The following is a 17,420-nucleotide window of genomic DNA, read 5'->3' on the forward strand; positions in this document are numbered from 1 at the left end:
CGAGCTCGCCGTCGGCGGCATGACCTGCGCGTCCTGCGCGAACCGCATCGAGCGCAAGCTCAACAAGCTCGACGGCGTCACCGCCACCGTCAACTACGCCACCGAGAAGGCGCGGATCAGCGCCCCCGGCGGCGTCGGGCTCGACACCCTGCTCGGGACCGTCGAGGCGGCCGGCTACACCGCCACCCCGCCGAGCGCCGAGCCCGACCCGGACCCCGAACGCGACCTGCGCGACCTGCGGAACCGGCTGATCGGCGCCGTCGTGCTGTCGGTGCCGGTCGTCGTCCTCGCGATGACGCCCGCGTGGCAGTTCGTCGGCTGGCAGTGGGCCTCGCTGCTGCTCACCCTGCCGGTGTGGGGCTGGGCCGGGGCGCCGTTCCACCGGGCCGCCTGGACGAACCTGCGTCACGGCGCCGCCACGATGGACACCCTCGTCTCGATGGGGACGACGGCCGCGCTCGCCTGGTCGCTCTACGCGCTGTTCCTCGGCACCGCCGGGATGCCCGGCATGGTGCACCCCTTCGAGCTGACGATCTCGCGTACCGACGGCAGCGGGAACATCTACCTGGAGGTCGTCGCCGCGGTCGTCACGTTCGTGCTGGCCGGTCGCTACGTCGAGCTCCGCTCCCGCCGCCGGGCCGGCGCCGCGCTGCGCGCGCTGCTGCAGATGGGCGCGAAGGACGTGACGGTGCTCCGCGACGGCGCCGAGGTCCGCGTCGCCGTCGACGAGCTCACGGTGGGCGAGGAGTTCGTCGTGCGCCCCGGGGAGAAGGTCGCCACCGACGGCGAGGTCGTCGACGGCCGCTCGGCGGTCGACGTCTCGATGCTCACCGGCGAGTCGGTGCCGGTCGAGGTCCGGGCCGGTGACACCGTCGTCGGCGGGTGCGTGAACTCCGGCGGGCGGCTCGTCGTGCGGGCCACCCGGGTCGGCTCGGACACCGCGCTCGCGCAGATGGCGCGGCTGGTCGAGGAGGCGCAGAACGGCAAGGCCGAGGTGCAGCGCCTCGCCGACCGGATCTCCGCGGTGTTCGTGCCGGTCGTCGCCGTGATCGCCGCCGCGACGCTGCTGGCCTGGATCCTCACCGGCGCCCCGGCCTCGACCGCGTTCACCGCGGCCGTCGCCGTGCTGATCATCGCCTGCCCGTGCGCGCTCGGGCTGGCCACACCGACCGCGCTGCTCGTCGGCACCGGCCGCGGCGCCCAGACCGGCATCCTGATCAAGGGCCCGGAGATCCTGGAGTCGACGCGCCGGGTCGACACCGTCGTGCTCGACAAGACCGGCACCGTCACCACCGGCACCATGGCGCTGACCGATGTGCACACCGCCGACGACACCGACGAGGCGACCGTGCTGCGCCTCGCCGGAGCGCTGGAGCGCGCCTCGGAGCATCCGGTGGCCGCCGCGATCGCCGGGGCCGCCACCGAGCGGGTCGGTGACCTGCCCGCCGTCTCCGACTTCACCAACCACGAGGGTCTCGGCGTGCAGGGCGTCGTCGACGGTCACGCCGTGCTCGTCGGCCGCCCGCGGCTGCTCGAGCAGTGGTCGGTCCCGCTGTCCGACGACCTCGCCGCGGTCGCCGCGGACGAGGCCGCACGGGGCCGCACGACGGTCGCCGTCGCCTGGGACGGGGCCGCCCGCGCCGTGCTCGTCGTCGCCGACACCGTGAAGCCGACGTCGGCGGAGGCGATCGCGGAGTTCCGCAGGCTCGGGCTGCGCCCGGTGCTGCTCACCGGGGACAACCGTGCCGTCGCCGAGACCGTCGCCCGTGAGGTCGGCATCGAGCCCGGCCCGGAGACCGTCGTCGCCGACGTGCTGCCCGCGGACAAGCTCGCCGTCGTGACGCGGCTGCAGGAGCAGGGCCGGGTCGTCGCGATGGTCGGCGACGGGGTGAACGACGCGGCCGCGCTGGCCCGGGCCGACCTGGGCCTGGCCATGGGCACCGGCACCGACGTGGCGATCGAGGCGTCGGACATCACCCTGGTCCGGGGCGACCTGCGGGCCGCGGCCGACGCCGTCCGGCTGTCCCGGCGCACGCTGGGCACGATCCGGGGCAACCTGTTCTGGGCGTTCGCCTACAACACGGCCGCGATCCCGCTGGCCGCGTTCGGGCTGCTCAACCCGATGATCGCGGGTGCGGCGATGGCGTTCAGCTCGGTGTGCGTGGTGCTCAACAGTCTGCGGCTGCGCCGGTTCCGTCCGCTGGCGGTGTGACCCCGCCGGCCGCGGGGTCGCGGGCCAGGTGCTCGGCGATCGAGCGGAGCTTGATGTTGAGGTGCTGCGAGGCGCGGGTGAGCCGGTCGAAGGCCTGCTCCGAGGTGATCCCGTAGCGCTCCCGCAGGATACCGATCGCCTCGCCGATCACCTGCCTGCTCCGGACGGCCTCGTGCAGGTTCTCCCGCGTGCGTGCGGCGTCGATGGCGACGGCGGCGTGCGCGGCCAGCACCGCGATCCGGTCCTGCGCGGCGGTGTCGAACGCGCCGGCGGCGCCGAAGACGTTCAGGGCGCCGGTGGTGCGGTCGTCGGTGAACAGCCGCGACGCCACCACCGAGCCGATCCCCCGGCGCGCGGCGGCCGGGCCGAACCGGGGCCAGCGCGGGTCGTGCTCCAGATCCGCCGACACGACGTTGCGGTCGGCGCGGATCGCCTGCAGGCACGGACCCTCGCCCAGCTCACGCTGCAGGTCGTCGAGGATCTGCGCGGACGGGCCGGTGCTCGCCGGGGTGACGATCCGGCCGCCCGTGGTGAGGGTCAGCGTCGCGTGGGTGCAGCCCTCCACGAGGCCGGTGCAGGCCTCGATCACACGCTCGCAGGCGTCGGTGGCGTCCTGGGCACGGTAGAAGTGCCGGGACAGCCCGGCCATGACGCCGGCCAGCTCCTCGGGGGCGCGGGCGGCGTCGGCGTCGGCACGGAACTCCCCGGAGGGCCGCTGTGACAGCTCGTCGGTCCAGGGCGACCGCCGTGCCGTCATCTGCCGCTCCTCGGTGTCCGGGGGGCGGCCCCGCCGGCTGCAGGATCTCAACCGACAGGACCTGGGCCGGCGTACGCCCCGGGTACGAGTGCCGGCATGGTCCTGGCATACCCGGTCGGCGGCCGCCCACACGTCATCGGCCGGCCGGATGCAGATCCGGGCTGCGGTCGGCCGGGCCGGCGTGCAGGTGGTCCAGGCACCGCCGCAGGTGCAGCACGATCCCCGACGCGGCGAGGCTGTCCTCCCAGCCCGCGCGCTGCGAGTCGAGCCGGTCGGTGACGCGGTCCAGCGCCTCGCGGGCGGCGGCCAGGTGTCGGCGGTGCCCGTCGAGCCCGGATCGGGCGGGACCGCGGGTCAGGTGCGCCAGCTCCGCCGACCGGATCGCGGTGGCCAGGTCCGCCATCGCCTCCGCGACCGGGGTGCGCAGCTCCGGGTCGAGGACCAGGACGGTGCGCTCGGCCCACGCCGTCTGGGCCAGGACCGTGCTGATGTCGCGGACGAGCACCGCGAGCTGTTCCAGGGTCTGCGCGGCCTCGTAGAGCTGCTGTCCGCGGGCCCGGTAGGCGCGTGCCCGCAGGTTGGCGCGCCGGCCCGCGTCGGCGGAGCGGACCGCCTCCCGCGTCGCGTCGATCAGCGGCTCGAAGTCGTGGCGGTGGCGTGTCCACTCCTCGCGCTCGGGTGGCCACCGTTCGGCCAGGACCTCCGCCATTTCCTGCAGGTGGTCGGCGATGCCGTCGCGCAGCCGCGTCACGACACGGTGCGCGCGGGCGTTCTGCGGCGGGGGTGGCAGGGCCAGGGTGACCGCGATCCCGACCAGTACACCGAGCAGGGTCTGGCCGAGGTAGCCGGCCATGAACCCGGACGGGTCGGCGGCCCCGATGAGGATGGTGAACAGCGCCGCCGTGGGGATCAGGTCCCGCGCCGCGGCCAGCACGGGCACCGCGCCCGCCGCGATCCCGGCCAGGACGGCGACGGCCACCGCCCACCACCGGGCCCCGCCCAGGTGCAGTGCGGTGGCACCGAGACCGACACCGATGCCGGAGGCGAGCACCGCGAACAGGCTCTGGCGCAGCGAGTCGAAGACGGTCGGGTAGCAGACGAGCAGGGCGCCGAGCGGCGCGTAGTAGGGGTACTGGCCGAGCACACCGGGGACGAGGGTGGCGAGGTACCAGGCCGCGCCGGCCGCGGCGCCGGCCCGCCAGGCCAGTCGCATGCGGTGGCGCAATCCCTCGGTGAACAGGGAGGCCGGGGAGTTCGGGTGGTGCGGGATCAACGACGGCTCCGTCGGTCGTGCAGGTGGTGTGGGAAGCGGGGCCGGCTGTTCGACCGCGAGGGCCCTGACCACCCGTCGGCCGCGGGGAACGCGGTGGAGTCCGGGGGTGGCGCCGTGCGCACACGGGCGCGGGCCGGACGAGGGCTACCCGCGGCCGTGCGGCACAAACCCGGCCGGTGGCAGGGTGGGCCGGTGCGCGCCATCGTGATCGGCCACGACCACGTCGCCGGGCTCGGGCTGCTCGGCCCGGCCCTGGAACGACACGGCGTCCGTCCGGAGTGGACGACGGTGGTGCCCGCGTCCCGGTACGACACCCCGGACGTCGACACCCGGTTCCCCGACCCCGCCGGGGCCGACCTGGTGGTCACCCTCGGCGCGCCGTGGCCGCGGGAGCGGATCGCCGGGTGGGCGGGCCGCGAGGTCGACTTCCTGCGTGCCGCGCACGACGCTGGCGTGCCCGTCCTCGCGGTCTGCTTCGGTGCCCAGCTCCTCGCCGAGGCCCTCGGCGGCGGCCGGACGACGCTGCCGGCCGCCCGGATCGGATGGCACCCGGTCGACCCGGTCGACGACCGCCTCCCGGCCGGACCGTGGTTCTGCTGGAACGCCGAGCAGCTCGTCGCGCCGCCCGGGGCGGAGCTGCTCGCGACCAGCGGGGCCGGACACGAGGCGTTCCTGGCCGGCCGCAGCGTGGGCGTGCAGTTCCACCCCGAGATGACCGTGGACCTGCTGGAGCGCTGGTTCACCCTCGGTGTGCCCGACGGTCTCGACGCCGACGCGCTCCGGGCGGCGACGGCGGCGCAGGACCCGCAGCGACTCGCCGAACGGGCGCAGCGGGTCCTGGCCCTCGCGCTCAGACCGCCAGGAAGTGCTCCAGCGTGATCGGCAGCGACCGGACCCGCACGCCGGTGGCGTGGTGGGCGGCGTTCGCGACGGCCGCGGCCACCCCGACGATCCCGATCTCCCCGATGCCCTTGGCACCCACCGGGTTGACGAGCGGGTCGTGCTCGTCGACCCACTCGGCGTCGATGTCGCCGACGTCGGCGTTCGCCGCCACGTGGTAGCCGGCGAGGTCGTGGTTGACCACGTGCCCGCGGGCCGGGTCGACGACGCCCTCCTCGTGCAGCGCCATCGACAGCCCCCACACCATCCCGCCGAGGAACTGCGAGCGGGCGGTCAGCGGGTTGAGGATGCGTCCCGCGGCGAACACCCCCAGCATCCGCGGCACCCGGATCTCGCCGGTGTCGGCGTGCACCGCGACCTCGACGAAGTGCGCCCCGTGCGCGCCCATCGCGTACTCGGCCATCGCCGGGTTGTGCCCGGCGACGCCGTCGGCCTCCGCCCCGTCCTCGGGGTCGGTGCCCCACTTGTCGCGGAACCGGTCGGCGGCCTCGACGATCGCCGTCGCCCAGGACGCGGTGCCCGCGGAGCCCCCGGCCATGGTCGCGTGCGGCAGGCCGGTGTCGCCCAGGTTCAGGTCCACCTGCGCGGGTGGCACCCCGAGCGCCTCGGCCGCGATCTGGGTGAGCACCGTGCGGGCGCCCTGGCCGATGTCGGACGCGGCGATGTCCACCCGGTAGCGACCCGGCGCTCCGGCGCCGGGGGTCCCGTCGGCCGAGTACCGGATCGCGGCGGCGGAGCCGGGCATCGCGAACGTCGGGAAGAACGCCGCGGCGACACCGGTGCCGTGCCACCAGCCGTCGACGAGCCGGGTGCGCGGCCGCGGGTCGCGGTCCGCCCAGCCGAACCGGTCGGCGCCCCGCCGCAGGCAGGCCACCAGGTTGCGGCTGGAGAAGGGCCTGCCGGTGTCGGGGTCGACGTCGGGCTCGTTGCGGATCCGCAGCTCGACCGGGTCGATCCCGAGCGCGACGGCGAGCTCGTCGACCGCGGACTCCGCACCGAAGCTGCCGGGCGCCTCGCCGGGGGCGCGCATGTACGTCGGCGTCGACAGGTCCAACGGCACCACCCGGTGCGAGGTCGCCCGGTGCGGCGCCGCGTACAGGTGCCGGCTCATCACCGCGGTCGGCTCGCCGTACTCGGCCATCCGTGCCCCGCCCTCGACGACGTCGTGGGCCAGCGCGGGCAGCCGACCGTCGGTCCCCGCGCCGAGCCGGACCCGCTGCACGGTCGCCGGCCGGTAGCCGGTGGTGTCGGTCATCTCGCGCCGGGTGAGCGACAGCTTCACCGACCGGCCGGGGACGGCCCGCGCCGCGAGCACGGCCAGCACCGACCCCGCGTGCAGCGCGCCCTTGGTCCCGAACCCGCCGCCGACGTGCGGCGAGACGACGGTGACGTCGTCGTCGCCGATCCCGAACAACGCCGCGACCTGGCGCCGGGCGTCCCAGACCGACTGCGAGGCCTCGAACAGGGTGAGGTGCCTGCCGTCCCAGCGGGCCACGGTCGAGTGCGGCTCCATCGGGTGGTGGTACTCGATCGGCGTGCGGTAGGTGGCGTCGATCCGTACCGGGGCCTGCGCGAACGCCGTCTCCGGGTCGCCGGTGCGGGTGTCCGGCGGGAACGCGACCACCACCTCGGGGGTGTAGGCCTGCGACGAGTCGGGGTCGAACGCGGTGACGGCGTCCTCGGCGTCGTAGGTGACGACGACGGCGCCGGCGGCCTCCCGGGCCGCCTCGGCGGTCTCGGCGAGCACCGCGGCGACGTACTGGCCGCGGTGGTGCACGGCGCGGGTCTGCAGGACGGCCTGCTCGGTGCTCGCGCCGTCGTCGAGCCGCTGCGCGGTGTCCGCGGTGAGCACCGCGACCACCCCGGGGACCGCGGCCGCGGCGGCGGTGTCGACCGCGCGGACCCGGCCACGGGCGATCGTCGCGCCGACACCGCACAGGTGCAGCGGCGCGACGGTGTCCTGCTCGTAGGCGTAGACGGCGTTGCCGGTGACCTTGGCGGGGCCCTCGATCCGGGTGTGCGCGGTGCCCGCGGTGCCGGGGGTGACGGTGCTGGTCATGCGGCCTCCGTCCGGTGCGCGGCGAGGCCGCGCAGGGTGGCGGTGACCGTCCCGGCCACCAGCGGGATCTTGAAGGCGTTGCCGCCGACGGCGGTGTCCACGGCACGGGCGTCGGCGGTCTCGGCCGCCGCGGCGGCCCGGAACGCCTCGTCGGTGGCGGGCCCGCCGAGCAGCGCCTGCTCGGCGCGGTGCGCCCGCCACGGCCGGTGCGCGACCCCGCCGAGGGCGATCCGCACGTCGCGGACGGTGCCGTCGTCGGCGACGTCGAGGGCCGCGGCCACCGACACCAGCGCGAACGCGTAGGAGGCGCGGTCGCGGACCTTGCGGTAGGCCGAGCGCGCGGCGACCGGCAGTGCGGGCAGCTCGACCGAGGTGATCAGCTCCCCGTGCTCCAGCACGGTGTCGCGGGACGGGTCGTCGCCGGGCAGCCGGTGCAGCTCGGTCGCGGCGACGGTGCGCTCCCCGTCCGGGCCGAGGACGTGCACCCTGGCGTCGAACGCGGCCAGGGCGACCGCCATGTCCGACGGGTGGGTCGCGATGCAGCCGCCCTCGGGCGCGCCGAGGATCGCGTGGTGGCGGGCCCAGCCCTGCTGCGCGGAGCAGCCCTGCCCCGGGTCCCGCTTCGTGCAGGGCGCGGTGAGGTCGGCGAAGTAGGAGCAGCGGGTGCGCTGCAGCAGGTTCCCGCCGGTCGTCGCCATGTTGCGCAGCTGCCCCGAGGCCCCGGCGAGCAGCGCCGCGGACAGCGCCGGGTAGTCGCGCCGGACCCGCGGGTCCACGGCGACGTCGGTGTTGCGGGCGCCCGCGCCGATGGACACGCCGCCGTCGGCGGTCGGGGTGATCGCGGTGGACAGCAGCCCGGTGACGTCGACGAGCGTGCCCGGGCCGGCCACGCCCAGCTTGAGGTGGTCGACGAGGTTGGTGCCCCCGGCCAGGTAGACGGCGGACGGGTCGGCGGCGACGGTCGCGACGGCGGCCGCGGCGTCGCCGGGGCGGGTGTAGGCGAACGGCTTCACCGCGACGCCCCCGCTCCGGTGCCCACGGCGCTGACGGCGCTGACGGCGCTGACGATGCCGGAGTAGGCCGCGCAGCGGCACAGGTTCCCGGACAGGCGCTCGGCGATCTCGGCACGGTCCAGCACGGCGGGCCCGTCGGCGGACAGGTCGGAGGTGACCGCGCTGGGGTGCCCGGCGCGGGCCTCATCGAGCATCCCGACGGCCGAGCAGATCTGGCCGGGGGTGCAGTAGCCGCACTGGTAGGCGTCGTGGGTCACGAAGGCCTCGGCGAGCGGGTGCAGGTCCGCCCCGTCGCCGAGGCCGTCGGCGGTGGTGACCGCGGCGTCGTCGTGGGCGACGGCGAGCGAGAGGCAGGACAGCACGCGGCGGCCCGGCCCCTGCTCGCCGGGCCCGGCCATCAGGACGGTGCACGCACCGCACTGGCCGTGGTCGCAGCCCTTCTTGGCGCTGGTCACGCCGAGCCGGTCACGCAGCGCGTCGAGGACGGTGGTGCGGGTGTCGACCGTCAGCTCGTGGCGACGGCCGTCGACGGTGAGGGAGATCGTGGAGTCCACGATGGTGCGCTCCTTCGGGAGACGGAGTGGAGACCCCGAAACGGAGCCTCCTCCGTTACTATAGAGGAACGATGTTCCGGTTAGGCAACCCGAAGGCCGGCGAGGAAGAAGCCGACGGCGCGCCGGGCGTCGTAGGCAGGGTCGGCGTCGGCAGGGTCGGCAGGGTCGGCGTCGGCACCGAAGCACAGGTTGCCGATCCCGCGCAGCACCTCGTAGGTGGTGACGTCGGACGGCAGCTGCCCGGCATCCCGAGCCGCCCGGACGATCTCCTCCGCCGCCGGCAGCAGCCGCTCCACGAACAGCTCGTGCAGGGCGGCGGAACGGCCGTCGTCGTGGACGAGCATCGCGACCAGCCCGTGCTTGGTGACGACCAGGTCGACGAACTCCCCGACCCACGCCACGAGCGCGTCGAACGGCGTCGGACCGGCGTCCAGGCAGGCCCGGGCGGCCGCGGCACAGCTCTCGACCTGGTGCCGATAGACGGCGACCACCAGGTCGGGCCGGGTCGGGAAGTGCCGGTAGACCGTGCCCACACCGACCCCCGCGCGGGCGGCGATCGCCCGGACCGGCGCGTCGACGCCCGAGGTCACGAACTCGGCCGCGGCGGCCTCGAGCAGGGCGGCGCGACTGCGCCGGGCGTCGGACCGCACCGGTTCCCGCTGCACACCCACCACAGACTCCCTGCCGCCCGGAACGCTGTTCCGCATCGTATCTGGCACAGCGTTCTGCTCCATCTCGGGAGACGAGGTCGTCGCGCAGGTTTAGCCGACCGGGTAGTTCGGTCATCTAACTACCATGACCTCCTCCCGGCACGCACTCATCTCCGGCGCCGGCATCGCCGGCTCCGCGCTCGCGCTGCGCCTGGCCGCGTACGGCTGGCGCACCACCGTCCTGGAGCGCACGCCGCGACGGCGCGACGAGGGGCACAACGTCGACGTCCGCGGCGCCGCACGCGAGGTCCTGCGACGGATGGGGCTGGAGGACGCGGTGCGGGCCGCGGGCACCCGGGAGGTCGGCTTCCGCGTGATCGGCGACGACGGGCGGGCCGTCGCGGAGATCCCGATGGACCCGACCGGGCCGACCGACGGGCCGACCGCCGAGCTGGAGATCCTGCGCGGGGAGCTGGCCCGGGTGCTGATCGAGGCCGCGCCGGCGTCCACGACGTTCCGGTTCGGCACCCGGATCACCGGCGTCGAGGACCGGGGCACCGCCGACGGCCCGGCCCGGGTCGCCCTCGACGACGGCACGACCGTCACCGCCGACCTCATCGTGGTCGCCGAGGGGCTGCGGTCGCGCACCCGCGACCTGGTCTTCGACGACGTCACGGTCCGCGAGACCGGCATGTACGGCGCCTACCTGACGATCCCCCGCACCACCGACGACAACGCCTGGTGGAACTGGTTCCACGGGACCGGCTCGCGCGGGGTGCACCTGCGCCCGGACAACCTGGGCACCACCCGCGCCATGCTGACCTTCCTGTCCGGGGTGCGGGGCCTGGAGACCCTCGGCGACGCCGACGTCCGCACCGTCCTCCGCCGGACCTTCGCCGCCGCGGGCTGGGTCGCCCCGCGGATCCTGCGCGAGCTCGGCGACGGGCCGGACGGAGCCCCGATGTACTTCGACGCCGTCGGGCAGGTCATGGCCCCGCGCTGGAGCTCGGGACGGGTGGTGCTCCTCGGCGACGCCGCGCACTGCCCGTCGCCACTGGGCGGCGGGGGCACGAGCCTGGCACTGATCGGTGCCTACGTGCTGGCCGGGGAGCTGGCCTCCCACCCCGGCGACACCGCAGGCGCACTGCGCCGCTACGAGGAGCTGCTGCGGCCCGCGACCGATCGGGCACAGAAGCTCCCGCCGCTGAGGCTGGCCAACCCGCGGACCCGGGCCGGGATCCGGACGCTGCGCACCGCGTTCCGGGCCGTCGCGAGCCCGGCCGGGAAACGGGTCACCGGAATGCTCGGGGCCACGCCGACCGGCGCGGTCGACACGTTCGGCCTCCCGGACTACCCGGCGCCGAGCTCGTCGAGCGTGGCGACGACCTCGCGCAGGTAGCGCTCGACGACCGCACCCTCGTCGTCGGAGAGGCGGCGGGCGACGTCGTCGAGGGCCCGGACGGCCGGCTCCCACTGCGCGAGCCGCGCACGGAAGGACTCCTCCCGCGAGCGCACGGTGACGCGGCGGCGGTCGTGCGGGTCGGGCACCCGCTCGAGGTGACCTGCCGCCTCGAGCCGGTCGATCAGCGCGGTGGTCGAGGCCGGCCGCAGGTCGAGCCGCCGGGCCAGCTCGGTCGGCCCGAGCGAGCCGTGCACGTCGAGCAGCCGCAGCGCCCACAGGTCGGTCGGGTGCAGCCCCGCCCGCCGGGCCTGTCTCCCGGTGAACTCGTGGGTCGCCCGGGTCACCGCCTCCAGCGCGACGGTCGGGCCGGCGAGCCCCTCCAGCAGGTGTCGGCTCTCGCTCATGCGGCCGCCCGGCTTCGGTCCACGGCACCGTAGCCGGACAGGGCCGGCCGCATTCGCGGCGGGATCGGTCACGAGATGGTCACGAATTCATCGCGCCCCGTCGAGGGCGATCACCCTGTCGCCTCCCTGGAATGGCAACGATTCCGCGTAAACTGATCAACCAACCGCAGGTGACGGCCCTGTGATGTGATTCACTCGATCGAGTGGCGACGCATTTTTGCCCACCATTCCCGGAGTCGGCCCGACGAATTCCCGGAATGCCGGCGTGCGTAATCTCCGGAATCGTGATCGAACTCGAGGGGGTCTCCAAGGTCTACCGGAACGGAGCCCTCGAGCTGCGCGCACTCGACTCCGTGGACCTGCGCGTCGACGACGGCGACCTCGTCGCGATCATGGGCCCCTCCGGCTCGGGCAAGTCCACGATGATGAACATCCTCGGCTGCCTCGACGTGCCGAGCTCCGGCAGTTACCGGCTCGACGGCATCGACGTCGGCCGGATGTCGGACAACCGGCTCGCCGACATCCGGCTGCAGAAGATCGGCTTCGTCTTCCAGTCGTTCAACCTGCTGCCGCGCACCACCGCACTGGCCAACGTGGAGCTGCCGCTGGTCTACGCCGGCGGGCGCGACCGCCGGGGCCGGGCGCGGCGCGCGCTGGAGCGGGTCGGGCTCGCCGACCGCGGCGACCACCGGCCCAACGAGCTCTCCGGCGGCCAGCAGCAGCGCGTCGCGGTGGCCCGCGCACTGGTCACCGACCCGTCGATGATCCTGGCCGACGAGCCGACCGGGAACCTCGACACCACCTCGACCACCGACGTGATGAACCTGTTCGTGGAGCTCAACGAGTCCGGCCGCACGGTCGTGCTGATCACCCACGAACCCGAGGTCGCCGAGTTCGCCAAGCGGGTCGTGACCCTGCGCGACGGCCGGATCGTGAGTGACGAGCGCCGATGACGATCTGGGAGTCCGCGCGGATCGCGGTACGGGGCCTGCGTGCCGGGCCGCTGCGGTCGCTGCTGACGATGCTCGGGATCATCATCGGGGTCGCCGCGGTGATCGTGCTGGTCGCGTTCGGCAACGGGCTGCAGCGCTTCGTCGCCGACGCGTTCGGGCCGCTCGCCAACCAGATCCAGATCACCCCGGACCGCGGCGGCATCAGCGGCACCGGCACCCCGCGCGACCTCACCGACGCCGACGTCCGCGCCCTGCGCGACCGGGCCTCCGCCCCGGCGGTCGCCTCGGTCAGCCCGTCGGTGACCGGCTCGGCGCAGCTGCAGCTGGCCGGCGGCGGGAGCGTCCGCAGCGGCGTGACCGGCGCCGACGCCGACTATCTCGACATCGCCAACCGGGAGCTCGTCGTCGGGTCGTTCTTCGACGACCGCCAGGCCACGACCCGGGCGAAGGTCGTGGTGCTCGGCCCCAACCCGGTGGCCACGTTGTTCGGCGGCCGCGCCGGCGAGGCGCTCGGCTCGGAGGTGCGGATCGGTCGCACCTCGTTCCGGGTGATCGGCGTGCTCGCGGCCAACGGGCAGCAGGACGACGTCGCGGTCATGCCGCTGGGTGCCGCGCGGGCCTACCTGACCGGCGGCGGCGACGACGTCGACCAGATCACCGTGCGGGCGGTGTCCACCGACGCGGTGCCGCAGGCGGTCGAGCAGGTCACCACGATCCTCGACGAACGGCACCGCATCGACGACCCGCAGGACCGCGACTACACCGTCACCGCGCTGCAGAGCCTGCTCGACCAGTCCTCGCAGGTCCTGAGCTTCGTGACGATCTTCGTCGCGGCGGTCGCGGGCATCTCGCTGCTGGTCGGGAGCATCGGCGTCGCCAACATCATGCTGGTCACGGTGACCGAACGGACCCGCGAGATCGGCATCCGCAAGGCCATCGGCGCACGCCGCCGCGCGATCCTGCAGCAGTTCCTCATCGAGGCGATGGTCCTGACCGGCATCGGCGGGGTCATCGGGATCCTGCTCGGCGTCGGCGTGTCCGTGCTGGCCGGGATCGTCCTGCCCCGCCTCGTGCCCGACTTCCCCGCCCCGACGGTGTCGGCCGGATCGGTGGTGCTCGCCTTCGGGGTGAGCCTGCTGATCGGGCTGCTCGCCGGCGGCTTCCCCGCCAACCGGGCCGCACGGATGCGGCCCATCGACGCACTGCGGCACCAGTGACAGCAGCTGAGGAGCACTTCATGACCCGACTGCGGCTCGCGGGCAGCCTGCTGCTCGCCGGACTCGTCGGCCTCACGGCCTGCAGCGGCGGGGAGCAACCGCCGCCGACGGCCGTCGTCGACCGGGGTGTGGTCTCCACCGGGGTGTCGGCGTCGGGCTCGCTGGTGTCGATCACCCAGCAGAACCTCGGGTTCACCGAGGGCGGCCGGATCACCGAGCTGCTGGTCGAGGTCGGCGAGACCGTCGCGGCAGGGCAGCCGCTGGCCCGGCTGGACGACGCCGAGGCCCGGTCGAAGGTCGTCGCCGCGCAGGCCGCCCTGGACCAGCAGCAGGCGTCGCTGGGCAAGCTGACCGGCGCGAACACCGTCGAGGCCGCACAGACGTCGCTGGGCTCGGCCGAGTCGGTGCTCGCCGCGACCCGCGACCAGGTCGGTGCGCAGAACGCCGCGAACGACACCGCCGTCGAGCGGGCGAAGGTCCAGCTGGCCTTCGACCGCAAGCAGCTCGCCGCGGCGCAGGAGAAGCTGGAGACCGACCGGCGGGCCTGCAAGCGCTCCGGTGGCAGCACCGCGACCGCCACCCCGGACCCGGCCACCCCGGAGCCCGACGCCGCGTCCTCCGGCGGCGGCCTGCTCGGCGGCCTGTCCGGCGGGTCCGGCACGTCGGGCGGGTCCGGACTCGGCGCGGCCACGACCGACCCGGCCTGCACCACCGTCGCCGCCGACGAGCAGGCCGTGACGACGGCGAAGGGCCAGGTCATCGCCTCCCAGACGGCGCTGGCGCAGGCCGAGGGCACCCGCGACACCGGGGCTGCCTCCGGCCGGGTCTCCATCGCGAACGCCGAGAGCGCGGTCGCCGACGCCCGCTCCCAACTCACCGGGGCGAACAACGACGCACCGGCCGACGTCGCGGTGCAGGACGCCGTGGTCGCCGACGCCCGCAACACCCTCGCCGACGCCCAGCGCGGCCTGGACGACACGCTGCTGCGCGCCCCGGTCGCCGGCACCGTGTCCGCGATCAACGGCGCGGTCGGCGACGTCGTGCCCGCCGCGAGCTCCACGACCGCGCTCGCCCCCGGCTCCGACGCCCGGATCCCGCAGGCCGTCGGGTCGGCGTCGGCGGCATCGGGCACCGCGGGGGCCACCGGGGGCGGCGCGTCCGCGGCCGGCGGGGCCCCGTTCATCACCCTCAACGACCTGCAGACCTACCAGCTGGTCGTCCCGTTCGAGGAGAGCGACGCCGCCCGGGTCGCGCCGAACCAGACGGTCGACGTCACCGTCGACGCACTGCCCGGGGTGAGCCTGCCCGCGACCGTGGTGGCCGTCGCGCCGACCGCGACGCAGCTCTCCGGCGTCGTGAGCTACTACGCGACCGTCGTGCTGAACCGTACCGACCCCCAGCTGCGCGACGGCCAGACCGCACAGGCCGACGTGCGCACCGAGGCCCGCAACGGGGTGCTGCGGGTGCCCAACACCGCCGTCCGGCAGGAGGGCGGGCGCTCGGTCGTCGACGTGCCCGGCGACGACGGCGCCCCGGTGACCCGGCAGTTCGTCCCCGGCCTGGTCGGTGACCAGTTCACCGAGGTCCGCTCCGGCCTGGACGACGGCCAGCAGGTCCTGCTGCCGCAGGCCACCGTCGCGGCGACCCCGGGCGGCCCCGGCGGAGGTGGCCCCGGCGGGGGCGGCGCGGGCGGGAACTGACCCGCTCCGCCCGTCACCCCCGGCGCGCTCCGCCCCGGTGGGTGACCGGACGCGACGGCGCGTCCTCCGCGACCGTCCCGGCCGTCGCCGGGATGGTCCGCCAGGCGACGATCGCCGCGGCCAGGGTGACCGCCGCGGCGATCAGCGAGGTCGTCTGCATGGCGACGGTGAACGAGGCGCGGGCACCGTCGAGCACCGGCGAGGCCGGGTCGAGGGCGTTCGTGCCCGCGGCGAGCGAGTCGGTCACCGCGGCCCGCGCGGCCGGGTCCAGCCCGGCGGGCAGCGTGAGGCGGTCGCGATAGATCAGCGACACCACCGACCCGAGGACGGCGACGCCCATCGCGACCCCCAGCTCCAGCACCGTCTCGGAGATGGCCGACGCCGCTCCCGCCTTGCGCGGCGGCACCGACGACACGACCGCGTCGGTGGTCAGCGTCTGTGTCAGGCCGACGCCGAGCCCCAGCGGGACCAGGGCCAGCGCCAGCCACAGGTAGCTGGTGAAGCCCTCGGCGACCGCGACGGCCACCAGCCCCCCGGTGACCAGCCCGAGGCTCACCGCGATCGCCCGGCCGAGCCCCAGCACGCGGGAGAACCGCCCCACGACGGCGACGACGGCGACCGCCGACAGCGTGGTCGGCAGCTCCCCGAGACCGGCCTGCAGCGGTGAGAACCCGCGCACGAGCTGCAGGTACTGGGAGAAGAAGAACAGCGTCCCGATGAGGGCGAACACGGCCATGAACCCGGCGAACACCGAGCCGGCGAAGGCCGGGCGGGCGAACAGCGACACGTCGATCAGCGGGACGGTCAGACGCCTCTGGCGACGGACGAACAGCGCGCCCAACGCGAGCCCGGCCGCCAGCGCGGCGACGCCGGCGACGTCGATCCCGGCCGTGACAGTGTGCTTGACCGCCCACACGACCGGCACGATCGCGGCCATCGACAGCAGCGCCGAGACCAGGTCGAACGGCCCCGGTGCGGGGTCGCGCGACTCGGGCAGCAGCCACACCCCGGCCACGATCAGCACGACCATGATCGGGACGTTGATCAGGAACACCGAGCCCCAGGAGAAGTGCTCGAGCAGCGCGCCGCCGACCAGCGGGCCGACCGCGGCACCGCCGCTGGCCGCGGCCGCCCAGGCCGCGACGGCCCGGGCCCGCTCGGCCGGGTCGGTGAACACGGTGCGGATGAGCGACAACGTCGAGGGCATCAGCGTCGCGCCGGCGACGCCGAGCAGCAGCCGGGCCGCGATGAGCATCGCGGGGCTGGTGGACAGCGCCGCGAACAGCGATGCCGCCCCGAACGCGGCGGCGCCGACCAGCAGCAGCCGCTTGCGGCCGATCCGGTCGGCCAGCGACCCCATGACGACGAGCAGCCCGGCCAGCGCCAGGGAGTAGACGTCGCCGATCCACAGGATCTCGGTCGCCGTCGGCGACAGGTCCGCGGTCAGCGAGGGCACGGCGAGGTAGAGGACGGTGTTGTCGACCGCGAGGACCAGGACGGCGATCGACAGCACCACGAGGGCCGCCCAGCGGCGGCGGGGCGTGAGCCCCTGGGTGGTGGTGTCGGCGTACATGAGCAAAACTGTACCGACTGGTCGGTTTAGTTTCGACGTGGTGTCCGTCTCGCCGGCACCGGACGGGAGGATGGACGCATGGGTCGCACGACCGGACGGTCCCCGGAGGACACACGCAAGCTGGTGCTCGACGCCGCCGCGTCCGCCATCCGCACGCACGGCATCGGGTCGACGCTCGACCTCGTCGCGCGGGAGGCCGGGATCTCCAAGGGCGGACTCGTCTACCACTTCCCCAGCAAGACCGCGCTGCTCGTCGCCCTGGCGCAGGTGGAGCTCGACGCGTTCTGGGACGCCGTGCACGCCCACCTCGACCAACCCGAGGGCACCCCCGGACGACTGGTGCGCGCCTACGTGCGGGCCAGCCTGGCACCGGTCGACGAGGGCGAGGCCCTGGAACGGTTCACCCTGATCGCGCAGCTGCTCGCGGTGCCCGAGGTCCTCGACCTGGCCCGGGTGGACGACGAGCGCTGGCAGGCCGCGCTCGCCGGGGACGGGGTGCCGGAGGCGACGCGCACGCTGGTCCTCGCCGCCGCCGACGGGATCGGCGGACGACCGCTGTGGGCGGCGGACCTGGAACCGGCGGTGCGGGAGCGGCTGGAGGCCGACCTGCTGGACATGGTGGACGCGGCGCTGCGCACGCCGCCGGCCGAGCGCTGACCCCGCGGCGCGGTCGGCCGTCCCGTACCCGTCGACTGTGACGATCGTGTGTCCTACCGCCCCTGTGGCGACACACATTCCTCACACCGTTTACCC

The 17,420-nt window shown here is 75.0% G+C and carries 15 protein-coding genes; 7 read left to right on the forward strand and 8 right to left on the reverse strand.

The window, feature by feature from the left end; genetic code table 11:
• The first annotated feature begins 19 nt into the window (after positions 1–19).
• Positions 20–2,212, forward strand: a complete 2,193-nt coding sequence (locus Ae505Ps2_RS27365) for a heavy metal translocating P-type ATPase (protein WP_139320271.1) — start codon at positions 20–22, stop codon at positions 2,210–2,212.
• Here the strand turns inward: Ae505Ps2_RS27365 and Ae505Ps2_RS27370 are convergent.
• Together Ae505Ps2_RS27370 and Ae505Ps2_RS27375 are read right to left on the reverse strand one after the other, a co-directional pair.
• A complete protein-coding gene (locus Ae505Ps2_RS27370; protein ID WP_075311038.1) occupies positions 2,169–2,969 on the reverse strand; it encodes a GAF and ANTAR domain-containing protein in 801 nt (266 codons plus the stop codon). The two genes, Ae505Ps2_RS27365 and Ae505Ps2_RS27370, sit on opposite strands and share 44 nt — an antisense overlap.
• A 133-nt stretch (positions 2,970–3,102) precedes the next feature.
• Positions 3,103–4,242, reverse strand: coding sequence for an FUSC family protein (locus Ae505Ps2_RS27375; protein ID WP_075333668.1), 1,140 nt, complete (start codon positions 4,240–4,242; stop codon positions 3,103–3,105).
• A 192-nt stretch (positions 4,243–4,434) separates the two neighbouring features.
• On the opposite strand from Ae505Ps2_RS27375, the gene Ae505Ps2_RS27380 reads away from it, so the two are divergent.
• The gene (locus Ae505Ps2_RS27380) at positions 4,435–5,121 is read left to right on the forward strand and encodes a gamma-glutamyl-gamma-aminobutyrate hydrolase family protein (RefSeq protein ID WP_075311034.1); all 687 of its coding nucleotides are present in this window, start codon (positions 4,435–4,437) and stop codon (positions 5,119–5,121) included.
• Here Ae505Ps2_RS27380 and Ae505Ps2_RS27385 read toward each other — a convergent pair.
• From Ae505Ps2_RS27385 to Ae505Ps2_RS27400, 4 genes are all read right to left on the reverse strand, one after another.
• Complete coding sequence (locus Ae505Ps2_RS27385) at positions 5,093–7,201, reverse strand: xanthine dehydrogenase family protein molybdopterin-binding subunit (RefSeq protein WP_075554118.1); 2,109 nt, start codon at positions 7,199–7,201, stop codon at positions 5,093–5,095. The genes Ae505Ps2_RS27380 and Ae505Ps2_RS27385 overlap by 29 nt on opposite strands.
• Complete coding sequence (locus Ae505Ps2_RS27390) at positions 7,198–8,214, reverse strand: xanthine dehydrogenase family protein subunit M (RefSeq protein ID WP_075311030.1); 1,017 nt, start codon at positions 8,212–8,214, stop codon at positions 7,198–7,200. The genes Ae505Ps2_RS27385 and Ae505Ps2_RS27390 overlap by 4 nt, the downstream gene beginning before the upstream one ends.
• Complete coding sequence (locus Ae505Ps2_RS27395; protein WP_075333670.1) at positions 8,211–8,768, reverse strand: 2Fe-2S iron-sulfur cluster-binding protein; 558 nt, start codon at positions 8,766–8,768, stop codon at positions 8,211–8,213. The genes Ae505Ps2_RS27390 and Ae505Ps2_RS27395 overlap by 4 nt, the downstream gene beginning before the upstream one ends.
• Before the next feature lie 80 nt (positions 8,769–8,848).
• Complete coding sequence (locus tag Ae505Ps2_RS27400; RefSeq protein ID WP_212567675.1) at positions 8,849–9,439, reverse strand: TetR/AcrR family transcriptional regulator; 591 nt, start codon at positions 9,437–9,439, stop codon at positions 8,849–8,851.
• A gap of 124 nt (positions 9,440–9,563) precedes the next feature.
• Between Ae505Ps2_RS27400 and Ae505Ps2_RS27405 the strand changes: the two genes are divergently transcribed.
• Positions 9,564–10,817 (forward strand): FAD-dependent monooxygenase, encoded by a 1,254-nt coding sequence (locus Ae505Ps2_RS27405; RefSeq protein ID WP_075311013.1) that lies wholly within the window; start codon positions 9,564–9,566, stop codon positions 10,815–10,817.
• On the opposite strand, the gene Ae505Ps2_RS27410 is transcribed toward Ae505Ps2_RS27405, so the two are convergent.
• Positions 10,769–11,224, reverse strand: a complete 456-nt coding sequence (locus Ae505Ps2_RS27410) for a MarR family transcriptional regulator (protein ID WP_075311011.1) — start codon at positions 11,222–11,224, stop codon at positions 10,769–10,771. The two genes, Ae505Ps2_RS27405 and Ae505Ps2_RS27410, sit on opposite strands and share 49 nt — an antisense overlap.
• A gap of 284 nt (positions 11,225–11,508) precedes the next feature.
• On the opposite strand from Ae505Ps2_RS27410, the gene Ae505Ps2_RS27415 reads away from it, so the two are divergent.
• Genes Ae505Ps2_RS27415 through Ae505Ps2_RS34075 form a run of 3 tightly spaced genes read left to right on the forward strand, consistent with a single transcriptional unit; the run spans position 11,509 to position 15,094 of the window.
• Positions 11,509–12,177: an ABC transporter ATP-binding protein gene (locus Ae505Ps2_RS27415; protein ID WP_075311009.1), complete on the forward strand. Its 669-nt coding sequence runs from the start codon at positions 11,509–11,511 to the stop codon at positions 12,175–12,177.
• Positions 12,174–13,394, forward strand: coding sequence for an ABC transporter permease (locus tag Ae505Ps2_RS27420; RefSeq protein WP_020622710.1), 1,221 nt, complete (start codon positions 12,174–12,176; stop codon positions 13,392–13,394). Before Ae505Ps2_RS27415 ends, Ae505Ps2_RS27420 begins: the two co-directional genes overlap by 4 nt.
• A gap of 20 nt (positions 13,395–13,414) precedes the next feature.
• Positions 13,415–15,094: an HlyD family efflux transporter periplasmic adaptor subunit gene (locus Ae505Ps2_RS34075; protein ID WP_075554120.1), complete on the forward strand. Its 1,680-nt coding sequence runs from the start codon at positions 13,415–13,417 to the stop codon at positions 15,092–15,094.
• 13 nt (positions 15,095–15,107) lie between these two features.
• On the opposite strand, the gene Ae505Ps2_RS27430 is transcribed toward Ae505Ps2_RS34075, so the two are convergent.
• The gene (locus tag Ae505Ps2_RS27430) at positions 15,108–16,667 is read right to left on the reverse strand and encodes an MFS transporter (protein WP_075554121.1); all 1,560 of its coding nucleotides are present in this window, start codon (positions 16,665–16,667) and stop codon (positions 15,108–15,110) included.
• A gap of 78 nt (positions 16,668–16,745) precedes the next feature.
• Here Ae505Ps2_RS27430 and Ae505Ps2_RS27435 point away from each other — a divergent pair, with 78 nt between their 5' ends.
• Complete coding sequence (locus Ae505Ps2_RS27435; RefSeq protein ID WP_075554122.1) at positions 16,746–17,324, forward strand: TetR family transcriptional regulator; 579 nt, start codon at positions 16,746–16,748, stop codon at positions 17,322–17,324.
• Positions 17,325–17,420: the final 96 nt, after the last annotated feature.

This window comes from Pseudonocardia sp. Ae505_Ps2, assembly GCF_001932425.1.
Taxonomy (GTDB): Bacteria; Actinomycetota; Actinomycetes; order Mycobacteriales; family Pseudonocardiaceae; genus Pseudonocardia.